We start from the raw sequence: 12,516 nt of genomic DNA, 5'->3' as shown, positions 1-12,516 counted from the left end.
GGAGCTGGCTCGCCAGCGATGACGTCCGCCGGGGGCAATGCAAGGCTCAAGGGCCCTTCGCCGGCAAGCCGGCTCCTACAAGGGGGACGTCGGTGTTGTTGGGCAACTATTTTTTAGGGAGAGTGCAATGCAAGCTTTATGGCGCAATACGCTGGCCGCACTGGCCGCACTGTTGTTCAGTGTCACGGCCCTGGCCGAATCGGCGCCGGCCTCGGTAAAGATCGCCATCGTCGCCTTTACCCAGGGCGGCAAGCCCGTGTTCGGCGGCATTGCCGGGCGGGTCATCGAGGACGGCTGGCTGGAACAGCAACTCCAGCAGCGCGGGGTCAAGCTGGAATGGATCGCCCTGCCCCACGCCGGCGCCGGTCCGCAGATCAACGAAGGTTTCAGCAACAACAGCATCGACTTCGCCGTACGCGGCGACCTGCCCTCGGTGATCGCTGGCGCCGGCGGCGTGCCCGGCAAGCTGATCGTGCCTGGTGGCAGCGGCAACAATATCTACCTGGTGGTCCCCGCCAACTCCACGGCCAAGAGCATCGAGGACCTCAAGGGCCAGCGTGTAGCCCTGCACCGTGGCCGTCCCTGGGAGTTCGCCTTCAGTAACTTCCTGGCCAGCAAGGGCCTGACGCTCGATGACTTCAAGATCGCCAACCTCAACCCGCAGGTCGGTGCCGCAGCGGTGTCCGCCGGCAAGGTCGACGCGGCCGTGCTGCTCAATGAGGCCTACGCCCTGGAAGACAAAGGCGTGGGCAAGATCATCTGGTCGACCAAGCAAGGCGCCAATGACTGGCGCCTGATCTCTGACCTCTGGGGCACCGACCGCTTCATCGACCAGCACCCGGAACTCACCCAACTGCTGGCCACTGCCTGGGTCAAGGCCGCGTGGTGGCTGTCCCAGGAACAGAACCAGGACGCCTATTACCAACTCTCGTCCCGCGCCGGCACCGCTGAAAGCGTGCTGCGCCGCGACGATCAAGGCGACCCGGTGGCCTGGAAAGAACGCTGGGCGCCCAAGAGCGATCAGCAGCTCAAGGCCCACTACCAGGCCCTGAGCGCCTACGCCCTGGCCAACCAATTGATCCGCACGCCCTACGACATCAGCCCGGCCCTGGCCACCGGCTTCACCAACCAGGCGCTGATCGACCTGCAACTCACCGATTACTGGCCCGCCCTGCGTGGCCAAGTCACCGCCCATCCTTGAATCCTGACCGCGAGTTCTCTTGATGAAACTGCCTGCCAAATTCGTTTTCGGCCTGAGTGTCCTGGCCTTGTCCATGTCGGCCCTGGCCGCCGGCACCTACGCCCCCAAGCCCGACCCGCAACAGGGCGACGGGCGTGTCTCGGCCTTCTACACCTGGGCCGACGCCATCCCCGCCAGCCCGGGCAAACTGCTGCGCAGCGAGCCCCTGGAAAAGACCCTGAGCCTGCCCAACGCCGCCAGCGCCCAACGGATTCTCTACAGCTCCACCGATGGCATCGACAACAAGACCCCGATCGTGGTCTCCGGCACCCTGTTCCTGCCCAAAGGCAAGGCCCCGGCCGGCGGTTGGCCAGTAGCCACCTGGGGCCACGGCACCGTGGGCGTGGCGGATGTCTGCGCGCCCTCGTGGCAAGGTCGTTCCTACCGTGACGTGCAGTACCTGAGCCGTTGGCTGGACGAAGGTTTCGCCATTGTCGCCACCGACTACCAGGGCCTGGGCGTGCCCGGCGCCATCCGCTGCTGAACAACCGTATGGCCGCCTACGGCATCCTCGATGCGGCCAAGGCGGTGGTCGCCGGGGTTCCGGGCCTGGCCAACAAAGTGCTGGTGATCGGCCAGTCACAGGGCGGTGCCGGGGCCTTCGCCTCGGCCGCCTACGCACCGACCTACGCCCCAGACCTCGGGCTCAAGGGCAGCATCGGCACCGGGGTGATCTACACCGTGGGCGCAAAAAACGTCGGCGAACAGGACCCGAACAAAGTCGACGCGGCCCTGGCCTACGGTTTCTACACCCTGCTTGCGGCCCAGCAGTACGACCCGAGCATCGACCCTCGCGACTTCTATACCGACAAGGCCCTGCCGCTGTTCGAACAGGCCCGCACCAGTTGCCTGGCCGCCCTGGTCAGCGACGTGGTAGGGGTCGGCCTGACCCCGGCCAACGCCAAGAAGGACTACCAGGGCAACCAGCTCGCGGCCTGGCAGAAGCAGGTTTCCTACCCGACCCTGAAGGCGCCACAGCCGATCTTCATCGGCACCGGTGCCGAAGACAAAACCCCGGCCGCCACCACCCAAGTGGCCCTGATGCAGGATGCCTGCAAAGCCGGTTCGGTGGTCGAGGGTCACCTCTACAAAGGCCTGGGCCACAGCGAAACGGTCAACGCCTCGCTCAAGGATTCCGTGCCCTTCGCCCACAAGGTCATCAATGGCCAACCCATCACCCCGATCTGCAGCCCTAGCGTGCAGTGACCCGGAGCCCCTTGAATGAGCATTGAATTCTTCACCCGCCTGCCCCTGCACGGCGAAACCCAATTCCTCCCCGGCGACCCACGCAACCGTGGCGACTGGCACCGTGGCGGGCCAAGCACTGGCGCGGTATCGGCCTTCAGCGTCGGTGATCATTTCACCTACATCGACTACCTGGGGCAGATTGCCAAGGCCGCGGAAATCAACGGCTTCGGCGGCGCACTGATGGTCAACGCGCCGTCCGGCGAAGAGCCCTGGACCGTGTGCTCGCTGCTGGCCCGGGAAACCCGCAGCCTGAAGTTCGTCACCGCGTTCCAGCCCTATCACTACACGCCCTGGGTCGCGGTGCAGCAGGCCGCTACCTACCAGCGCGCCACCGGCAACCGCCTGGTGTGGAACATCATCAACGGCGGCTCCGACGCCATGCAGCGCCAGGTCGGGGATTTCAGCGACCACGACGAACGCTACGAGCGGGCCACCGAGTTCATGGACGTGGTCAAGGGCTACTGGCACAACGAGAACTTCCACTACAGCGGGCGCTTCTACCAAGCTGAGGGCGGTGGCCTGCGCGGGCCGCTGAAAAAAGCCGAGCTGCCGCTGATCTGCACCGCTGGCTCATCGATCCCGGCCCGGGAGTTCGCTGCCAAACACGCCGATTTCTACCTGATGCGGGCCGAACACCCGGACGAAATTGCCGCTCTGATTGCCGATATTCGCCAACGCGCCTTGAAGTACGGGCGCAGTCAGATCCGCTTTGGCCTGTCGATCGACGTCATCACCCGGGAAACCGAGGAACTGGCGCGCACCGAGGCTCGGCGCTTCTTCGACGAAGGCATCGCCAAGGGCGCGGTCAAGGCCGTGGCCGCCCATGCCGGGCTGCGCACCGCGCGCAAGCTCAGCTACGAGGAGCAGTTCGCCGAAAAGACCGAAGCCCAGGGCTTCGAGGACTTTTTTATCCACCCCAATGTCTGGACCGGCTTCGGTTACATCGGCATTCCGCCGGGCTGCGCCCTGGTGGGCAGCTACGCCAACGTGGTCGAGCGGATTCGCGAATACAACGCCCTGGGCATCGACCTGTTCTTTCTCGCCGGCTACCCTCACCTGGAAGAGGCCTACCGCCTCGGGGAACACATCCTCCCGCACTTTCGCGCCGAGCGCGCCGAACTGAGCCGCCCCGAGGAGCCTGCCCTGGAACTGCGCTCCGCCAACGGCCCGGCAGGAGCCTGACGCCATGAGCCAGGACCCTCGTTCCTTGATCAGCCGCCGGGACTTTCTCAGCCACAGCGCCCTGTTCGGTGGCGGGTTGCTGTTGGGCAGCAGCCTGCTCGCCGGGTGTGGCCCGAACGGCGAGCAACCGGCCGCCACCCTCGGCGCCAGCACTCAGCCGCAGTACGGCGGGCGCCTGCGCCTGGGCATTCTCGACGGCAACCAGAGCGGCAACCTGGATGCCCACAAGCCCATCGGCAGCGGGATCATTCGCGGCTTCGCCCTGTACAGCAAACTCTGGGAATGGGACGAGCACATGCAGCCGCGCCTGGCCCTGGCCGAGTTCGCCGAACCCAATGCCGACGCCAGCAGCTGGACCTTGCGCCTGCGCCCGGGCCTGGAATTCCACCACGGCAAGACCATCGACGCCGACGACCTGATCTTCTCCATCCGCCGCCTGACCGACCCACAACTGGCCTCGCCCTATGCCGCGCTGCTGCACTGGGTGGACCGCGACAACCTGGTCAAGCTCGATAATCGCACCGTGCGCCTGGGCTTTCGCGAGGGTCGCAGCTACCTGCCCCTGGCGGAAACCTGGGTCAACTTCGGCGGCATCGTCCCGGTGGACTACCACCCCGTGACCAACCCGGTGGGTGCCGGCCCCTACAAACTCAAGAGTTTCACCCCGGGCCAGCGCTCGCTGTTCACCCGTTTCGAGAATTACTACAAGGACGGCAAGCCCTACGCCGACGAGCTGGAAATCATCGATTTCAAGGACCAGGTGTCACGCCTGGCCGCCCTGCGTTCCGGGCAGATCGACATGGCCAACGTGATGCCCACCGAACAACTGGAGGTGCTGCGTCGCGACCCTCGGGTACGGCTGCTGAAATCGGTGACGGGCAACTGGCTGTCGTTCGACATGAACCTGGACAAGCCGCCCTTCAACGACCCACGGGTGCGGGAAGCCTTTCGCCTGCTGGCGGACCGCGAGGAACTGGTGCGCCGCGCCCTCAATGGCCAGGGCCGGGTGGCCAACGACCTGTATGCCCCCAGCGACCCCACCTTCAACCACGGCCTTGGCCCCCGGGCCCACGACCCGCAGCGGGCGGCGCAACTGCTCAAGGAGGCCGGCCAGGAAAACCTCGAAGTGGAACTGGTGACCACCCCGGGGCCGGGCCTGGCATCGGCCCTGGTGCTGGCGGAACAGGCCAAGCGCATTGGCGTGACCCTCAAGGTTCGCCAGGTCGACCTGGCAACCTTCGACGGGCCGCAGCACAACGACTGGACCCTGAGCACCGGCGGCAGCATCGGTGCGCCGTTCCTGGCCAGCGCCATGCACACCGACGCCCCCTTTGCCGTGTCGAACAAAACCCATTTCAACGACCCCGAATTCAGCCGGCTGTTTCTGGCTGCCATGGCCCAGCCGGACCTGGAACAACGCAAGGCCCTGGTGCACCAGGCCCAGCAGATCCAGTACCAGCGCGGCGGCCTGTTGATCTGGGGGTACGCCGACCTGCTGGACAGCGTGGCCACCCGCGTCGGTGGCGCGGCAGCCGAGGAATCGCTGTTCAGCACCTGGCGCTTTGAAAACCTCTGGCTCAACGACCGCGCTTGAACCCTGCGCTGCGCTGACCTGATCCACCCTTATCTGCCCTTTACAGGAACCGCCCATGTCCATTGAATTTGTCGGCATGATCTTCCCCCGCCAATGGTCGGAAACCCGTGGCGTCCGCAGCCCGGACTTCGACCTGGAATTTATCCGTCATCACGCCCGTAGCCACGAACACGCCGGCTTCGACCGGGTGCTGATCGCCAGCGGCCCCGGCAGCGCCGACAGCCTGCAAATCGCCGCCTACGCCGCTGCCCACACCGAGCGCCTGGGTTTCATGATCGCCCACCGCCCGGCGCTGACCGCCCCCACAGTAGCGGCCCGGGCCTTCGCCACCCTGGACCACACCACCGGCGGCGGGCGAATTCGCTTGCACGCCATCACCGGCATCACCGCCGAACCCCAGGAAGGCGACACCCTGCTGGACAAGACCGAACGCTACAAACGCACTGACGAATACCTGGAAATCGTCCGCCGCACCTGGACCGCTGAAGAACCCTTCGACTTCGAGGGGCAGTACTTCAACATCAAGGGCGCCTTCTCCCCGGTCAAACCCCTGCAGCAGCCGCACATCCCGATTTCCTTCGGCGGTTCTTCCGACATCGCCTACCAGATTGCGGTGAAACACGCCGACCTTTACGCCTTATGGGGCGAGCCCCTGAGCGGCGTCGCCGAGCAGATCGGCAAACTGCGCGCAGCCGCCAGCGCGGCGGGCGTGGCAGCGCCCAAGGTCAGCCTGTCGGTGCGCCTGATCCTCGGCGCCACCGAGGAGCTGGCCTGGCAACGGGCCGAGCAGATCCTGGCGCAGATCAAGGCCAACCCGCAGTTCGCCGCCGGCAGCCCCTGGCAAAAACGCCTCAAGGGCACCGGCTCCGAACGCCTGTTGGCCGCTGCCGCCCAGGGTGACCGCCACGACCGCGCCCTATGGATGCCCACCGCCACCGCCGTCGGTGCCTACGGCGACACCACCGCCCTGGTCGGCACCCCGGAAACCGTGGCCCAAGCCCTGCTGGATTACGTTGACTTGGGCGTCACCACCTTCCTCAACCGCGGTTACGACCCGTTCTACGACACCGTCGACTACGGCCGCTGGATCATCCCCGCCGTCCGCGAAGAAGCCCGTCGCCGCAAAGCCCGGGTGGCCTGAACCCACCGTCCACCCCCTGTAGGAGCTGGCTTGCCAGCGATGGCGTCCGCCGCACGTGTACATATCCAGATGCAATGAAGGCTCGTCCAGGCGTTGATCGCCGGCAAGCCGGCTCCTACAGGGCGTGCGTGGTCGTTGTAGGAGCTGGCTTGCCAGCGATTACGTCCTCCCGGACACCTCCAGAACCACCTTCAGCACTGCCAGTGCATTCCACGCATTAGCCTTGGTCTTGTCATGGACACAGCAGGACAATGGAATGACCCACTGGCCTCACGCCAAGCGCTTGCGCACCGGGCGCTATTCCCAATCGGGGCAGCTTTACCTGTTGACCGCCGTCACCCTGGATCGCCAGCCCCTGTTCGCGGACTGGCGCTGCGGGCGGCTGTTGGTGGGGCAGTTTCGGCAGGCTCAGGATCAGGGTCTGGCGGGTTCCCTCGCCTGGGTGGTGATGCCGGATCATTTTCACTGGTTGATCGAACTCAGGCACAGCAGCCTGTCGGCGTTGATGCTCGCCACTAAATCCCGCAGCGCCCGGGAGATCAATGCCCGGTTAGGTCGTAGCGGTCGCCTGTGGCAGAAAGGCTTCCACGACCGGGCCATCCGCCGGGAGGAAAACGTGCAGGCGGTGGCCCGGTACATCATTGCCAACCCGATTCGTGCGGGCCTGGTCAGCAGGGTGCAGGACTACCCGTTATGGGATGCGATTTGGGTGTGAAACGGCGTACACCAGCGTCGCCTTTTTGTAGGAGCCGGCTTGCCGGCGATCAGCGTTGGTAACGCCTGGCGTATCAACGACCCAAGGTTGGTGAGTTTTCCAGCAGGGTGCGGGTGTAGGCCGCCTGGGGCTGGTCGAGCACCCTGTCCACGGCCCCCTGCTCCACCACCCGCCCGTGTTTGAGCACCAGCACCCGGTCGGCAATGGCGCGCACCACCCCGAGGTCATGGGTGACAAACAGCAAGGTCAGCCCTTCCCCCTGCAATTGCCGCAGCAACCCCAGGATCGAAGCCTGGACCGACACATCCAGGGCCGAGGTGATTTCATCGCAGATCAACAACCTCGGCTCGCACACCAGGGCTCGGGCAATCGCTACCCGCTGGCGCTCACCGCCCGACAGGCTATGGGGATAGAGATCGCCCACCGACGCTGGCAACGAAACGCGCTTGAGCACCGCCGCGACCCGCTCCCGGGCTGCGCCCCCCTTGATTCCGAAGAAGTGCTGCAAGGGCGTGCTCAGGGTTTGAAACACCGTCTGCCGAGGGTTCAAGGCGCGATACGGGTTCTGGAATATGTACTGGATCTGGTGCCGCAACCCGGCGTCCCGTTGCCGCGCCGCCAGTGGCAAGGCTTGGCCGGCATAGCGCAGCTCACCCTCGGTATTTTCCCCCAACCCGGCCACAGCCCGGGCCAGGCTGGTTTTACCGGAGCCGGACTCGCCCACCAGCGCCAGGCATTCTCCCGGGGCCAGGCGCAGCGAGATGTCGAACAGCACCTGTCGGTCATAGGCCACGTTCAAGCCGTTGATTTCCAGGAGCGGCGCGCCCTGATCCCGTGCCTCGCCAAGGGCCACGGGGGCCTGCGCCACCCATTGCAGTTCCTGGTGATGGGGGGCGATGCAGGCCACCTGCTGCCCCGCTTGCACCCCGCGCAAGGGCGGCTCGGCCTGGGAGCATTCAGCGCGGCTGCGCGGGCAACGAGGCGCAAAGGCGCAGCCCGACGGACGCTGCCCCGGGGCCGGTGCATGGCCGGGGATCGCCTGCAGGTCGCGCCGCTGGGCCACGTCTGGAATCGCCGCCAGCAAGCCACGGGTATAAGGGTGGCCCGGCTGCCGGAACAGCACCTCGCGGGTCGCGGTTTCCACCAGGCGCCCGGCGTACATAACCATCACCCGGTCCACCAGGTCCTTGATCACCGCCAGGTCGTGGGACACATACACCGCCGCCACCCCGAGGCTTTTGCACAGCCCGCGCAGGGTGTCGAGGATATGCGCCTGGGTGGTCACATCCAGGGCGGTGGTCGGCTCATCGAGAACGATCAGCCGTGGCCGCAGGACAAATGCCAGGGCCAGCATCACTCGCTGTTGCTGGCCACCGGAGAGTTGGTGGGGAAAGCGCCGCAGAAAGTCCGGATCGGACGGCAGGCCGACATCGCGCAGGGTGTCGAGGATGCGTTGCTGCTGCGCCGCGCGGTCCAGGCGCACCTGATGCACCGCCAGGGTTTCGCGCAGCAGCCCGCCAATGCGCAACGCCGGGTTCAAAGCGGTGGCCGGGTCCTGGGCGACGTAGCCGATCAGGCTGCCCCGGGCCCGGCGCAAGGCCTCACCCTGCAATTCCAGCAAGGCCTGCCCGGCCACTTCGATGCGCCCGGAAACAATCCGCGCACCGCGTCGGGCATGGGCTAGCAAGGCCGTGGCCAGGGTGGTCTTGCCCGAGCCGGACTCCCCCACCAGGCCCAGAATCTCCCCGGCGTCGAGGCTGAACGACACCCCCGAGAGCACATCCACCTGGCCCTTCAATTCCACTCGCAATTCACTGACCTGCAGCACCCGCTGGTGATCCTGATCAGGGGTCGGATGAGAACCCCGGGCATTCAGCGGGGCTGGGGATTCGATCCCGGCAAGGGCGTTCATGGTTGTTTGTCTCCGATCCGCGAACTGCTGCGGCCAATGCCTTCAGCGAGAATATTGGTGCCATAGGCAAAGATCCCGATCAGCACCGCTGGCGCCAGCACCGCCCAGGGCTGCACCAGCAGGCCGGCCTGGTTTTCATTGATCATCAAGCCCCAGTCGGCGGTGGGCGGTGCCACCCCGTAGCCCAGGAAGCTCAAGCCCGAGAGCATGCCCACGCCCCAGGTCAGCATGTTGCCGAAGTGCACCAGCAGCGGCGTGAGGATGTTCGGCAGGATCTCGCGAAACAGAATCCGCCGCCGCGAGTAGCCCATCATCTGCGCGGCCTCGACAAACTCCTGCCCCGCCACCGCCACCGCGCTGCCCCGGGCCAGGCGAATCACCCCGGGGGTAAAGGCAATGGCCACGGTGAGCACGATCAGCCAGGGCGCACGCCCGAGCATGGAGACAATCAGCAGCACCAGGATCAGGTCGGGAAAGGCCAGGGATACGTCCGCCAGCCAGGTGATCAACTGGTCCAGGCGACGTCGGGAAAACCCCGCCAACAGGCCCAGGCTGCTGCCGACCAGCAAGGCGATCGACGCCGCAGCGACCGACATCCACAGCACCGACAAGCCGCCACTGAGCAAACGCGACAGCACGTCGTGGCCGAGAAAGTCGTAGCCCAGCCAGGCCGCCGCCGAGGGCGCGCCGTACACCGGGCCGAGCATGTCGGTGGGCGCATGGGGCGCCAGCCACGGGCCGAACAACGCCAGCGCCACCACCAGCAGGGTAATCAGTGCGCCCTTGCGGGTTTGCGGTTCGGCCAGCCACAGACGCCAGCGAGTAGAACGCGAAATGCTCATGGATGGCCTCTCATGGCGCCTTGGATGGCGAGCGCCGCCACCAGGGCTGGATGCCCCGGCGGTTACGGCGAATCAGGGTCACCCGGCGCGCAGTACGCAGTTTCGGGGTGAGCAGCACGGTCAGCAGGTCCGCCAGCAGGTTGATCAGCACCACCGCCAGGGTAATCACCAGCACGATGCCCTGGATCATCGGCAGGTCGCGCATCTGGATCGCCGAGTTCAACGACGTGCCGATACCCGGGTAGCTGAAAATCACCTCGGCCAGCAGCGCGCCGCCGATCAGCGTGCGCAGGGTCAGGGCCACGCCCTGGATCGCCGGGATCAGGGCATTGGGCAAGGTGTGGCGCCAAACGATGCGCCACTCGGGAATGCCCCGCAGGCGCGCGGCAATCACGTAATCGGACTCCAACGCTTCGATCATCGCCGCCCGCACCATGCGCGTCAGATACGGCAACGCCGACAGGCTCAGGGCCACCACCGGCAACACCAGGAACTTCAACTGGCGCCACAGCGACTGGTCCGGGTCGAGGATCGACACCGCCGGCAGCAGGTCCATGTGCGGCATGGAAAACAGCAGCACCAGGCCGATGGCCAGGAGAAACCCCGGCGTCGCCTTGAGGAAGATCAGCAGCGACAGGCTCCAGCGATCCAGGCGGCTGTCGCGACGCAGGGCCAGGGACACCCCCAGCACCAAGGCCAGGGGCACCACCAGCGCGATGACCCCGGCCAGCAGCGCCAGGGTGTAGCCGAAGCGCCCGAAGAGGATGCTGCTCACGGGGGCATTGGAGTCCAGGGAGACCCCCAACTCGCCGGTCAGGGCATGGCCCAGCCAGCGCAGGTACTGCTCGAAAATCGGCCGGTCCAGCCCCAACTGGCGTTGCAGGGTGAGGATGCTCTCCAGGGGCGCTTCGGGGCCGAGGATCACCCGGGCCGGGTCCGACGGCAGCGCCTGGGTGGCGACGAACACCACCAGGCTGATGACCCAGGCGGTGAGCAGGCCGTAGCCCAGGCGCCCGATAAACCACGACAGCCAGGCTGGGGTACGTGACGGTTTGGCACAAGGTTCAGACATGGTTCAACCACAACTCGTCAAAGCGCCAGGAGGCGAAGGTGGTCTGTTCCGGCTGCAAACCGCCGACGCGGATCGAGGCCGCGTCCAGCACATCGTTGAAGCCCCAGATCAGCAGGCCGCCGCGCTCATGCTGGATGCCCTGGGCTTCATGCACCAGTTGCTTGCGCCGTTCCAGGTCGGGCTGGGCCAGGGCTTGCTGGTAGAGCTCGGTGAACCGCGGGTCGTGGAAATTGCTGCGGTTGTAGATCGCCTGGGGCGCGTCGTTGTGCAGCGCCGAGGCGAGAAAGCCCCGGGCCGGCGTCGAACCGGGGGACAGCAGCCAGTTTTCCCGCTGGGGCCCGTTGAACACCGAGCCATCGACCTGGGTGACCTTGACCTCGACCCCGGCCTTTTTCGCTTGCTGGGCAAACACCAGCGCCGCGTTGGCCCCGGGCCCCGAGGGGGTGGTCAGCTCCACCCGCAGATCGCTCTGCCCGGCCTGGCGCAACAGCGAGCGCGCCTGCTCCAGGTCATAAGGCCGCTGGGCGATGCTGTGGTTGTAGGTCGGGTCGTGGGGCGAATACAGGTCGTTGGCGATGCGCCCGAAACCATTGAGGCCACGGTCCACCAGTTCCTGGCGGTCGGCCAGCAAACGAAAGGCCTGGCGTACCCGCAGGTCCTGGAACGGCGCCTTGGCCAGGTTCAGGTTGAAGCCGGTAAACGAGGTGCTCGGCGAGGCATAGACCCGCAGCCGCGTGTCGGCCTTGAGCAGTGCGCTGTGCTCGGCCTGGACCCCGCTGGCGACATCGATCTGCCCGGCACGCAGGGCCGCAGCACGAGACACCTGGTCCTTGAACTCGATGATCTCCAGCTCATCGGCGTAGGGTTGGCCGGGTTTGTAGTAGTTATCAAAACGGGTGTAGAGCGAGCGCTGCCCAGGAATAAAGCTCTTGAGCTTGTAGGGCCCGGCGCCCACCGGGTTGGTGACGGGGTGGTAATCGGTGGGCACGATGCCACCGAAGCTGATCAGGGTTTCATCCAGGGGGAAGAAGCTCTGGCCTTCCTTGAAGCGAATCTCGATGGTGCGCTCGTCCAGCTTGCGCAGGGCCTGGCGGTCGATAGCCCCCACCAGCCCAGCAAAGGGCGAGGCCAATTGCGGGTCGGTCAGGCGCAGGATCGAGAACAGCATGTCGTCGGCACCGATGCTCTTGCCGTGGTGAAACTCCAGGCCCGGTTTGATGCGGATGGTCCAGGCGCTGGCATCGGCATTGGGCTCGGCGAACTCGGCCAGGGCCAGTCGGGTGCTGACGTCCGGGTTCCATTCCCAGAATTTGCTGTACAGCGCCCAGCCGCGAATGATCCCGCCGCCCACGGGTTTGTGGGCGTCGAGGTTGCCGGACTGGTCGCCATCGATAATGCCCACCCGCAAGCGCCCGCCATGCACCGGAGTGCTGGACAAGGCGGCCGCGCCACTGACCGCCGCACCGCTGTCGCAACCGCTGAGCAGGCTGCTGCCAAGCAACAGGCCGCCACCGACGGCCAGACTGTTGCCCAGGAAGATCCGCCGGGAAAATGCCTCGCTCATGCCCTT

Annotated in this window: 9 protein-coding genes and 1 pseudogene; 6 read left to right on the top strand and 4 right to left on the bottom strand. The window is 66.1% G+C overall.

The genetic code is table 11. The features are described from left to right. Window positions 1-127 precede the first annotated feature (127 nt). From M1B34_RS17380 to M1B34_RS17355, 6 genes and pseudogenes are all read left to right on the top strand, one after another. Window positions 128-1,201: an ABC transporter substrate-binding protein gene (locus tag M1B34_RS17380; RefSeq protein WP_123332791.1), complete on the top strand. Its 1,074-nt coding sequence runs from the start codon at window positions 128-130 to the stop codon at window positions 1,199-1,201. Window positions 1,202-1,223: 22 nt separating this feature from the next. After that, a pseudogene (locus tag M1B34_RS17375) lies at window positions 1,224-2,446 on the top strand (lipase family protein). A 15-nt stretch (window positions 2,447-2,461) separates the two neighbouring features. Continuing rightward, complete coding sequence (locus M1B34_RS17370; protein ID WP_123332787.1) at window positions 2,462-3,670, top strand: LLM class flavin-dependent oxidoreductase; 1,209 nt, start codon at window positions 2,462-2,464, stop codon at window positions 3,668-3,670. 4 nt (window positions 3,671-3,674) lie between these two features. Beyond that, on the top strand, window positions 3,675-5,264 hold the full coding sequence (locus tag M1B34_RS17365) for an ABC transporter substrate-binding protein (protein WP_268261454.1): 1,590 nt from the start codon (window positions 3,675-3,677) through the stop codon (window positions 5,262-5,264). Window positions 5,265-5,319: 55 nt separating this feature from the next. Beyond that, window positions 5,320-6,405 carry an LLM class flavin-dependent oxidoreductase gene (locus M1B34_RS17360; protein WP_268265750.1) on the top strand — a complete coding sequence of 362 codons (1,086 nt, stop codon included), beginning with the start codon at window positions 5,320-5,322 and terminating at the stop codon, window positions 6,403-6,405. Window positions 6,406-6,661: 256 nt separating this feature from the next. Beyond that, window positions 6,662-7,120, top strand: coding sequence for an REP-associated tyrosine transposase (locus M1B34_RS17355; protein ID WP_268265749.1), 459 nt, complete (start codon window positions 6,662-6,664; stop codon window positions 7,118-7,120). A 73-nt stretch (window positions 7,121-7,193) separates the two neighbouring features. Here M1B34_RS17355 and M1B34_RS17350 read toward each other — a convergent pair whose 3' ends face one another. Genes M1B34_RS17350 through M1B34_RS17335 form a run of 4 tightly spaced genes read right to left on the bottom strand, consistent with a single transcriptional unit; the run spans window position 7,194 to window position 12,510 of the window. Continuing rightward, complete coding sequence (locus tag M1B34_RS17350; RefSeq protein ID WP_268265748.1) at window positions 7,194-9,032, bottom strand: dipeptide ABC transporter ATP-binding protein; 1,839 nt, start codon at window positions 9,030-9,032, stop codon at window positions 7,194-7,196. Further along, window positions 9,029-9,874, bottom strand: a complete 846-nt coding sequence (locus M1B34_RS17345) for an ABC transporter permease (RefSeq protein WP_123332777.1) — start codon at window positions 9,872-9,874, stop codon at window positions 9,029-9,031. The genes M1B34_RS17350 and M1B34_RS17345 overlap by 4 nt, the downstream gene beginning before the upstream one ends. 10 nt (window positions 9,875-9,884) lie before the next feature. After that, a complete protein-coding gene (locus M1B34_RS17340; RefSeq protein WP_123332775.1) occupies window positions 9,885-10,946 on the bottom strand; it encodes an ABC transporter permease in 1,062 nt (353 codons plus the stop codon). Next, window positions 10,939-12,510 carry an ABC transporter substrate-binding protein gene (locus tag M1B34_RS17335; RefSeq protein WP_268265747.1) on the bottom strand — a complete coding sequence of 524 codons (1,572 nt, stop codon included), beginning with the start codon at window positions 12,508-12,510 and terminating at the stop codon, window positions 10,939-10,941. The genes M1B34_RS17340 and M1B34_RS17335 overlap by 8 nt, the downstream gene beginning before the upstream one ends. Window positions 12,511-12,516: the final 6 nt, after the last annotated feature.

The sequence above is a fragment of the Pseudomonas morbosilactucae genome (assembly GCF_023241715.1).
In the GTDB taxonomy this organism is placed as follows: Bacteria; Pseudomonadota; Gammaproteobacteria; order Pseudomonadales; family Pseudomonadaceae; genus Aquipseudomonas; species Aquipseudomonas morbosilactucae.
The sequence above is the reverse complement of the archived record's forward strand: the minus strand, read 5'-3'. Positions and strand labels throughout refer to the sequence as shown.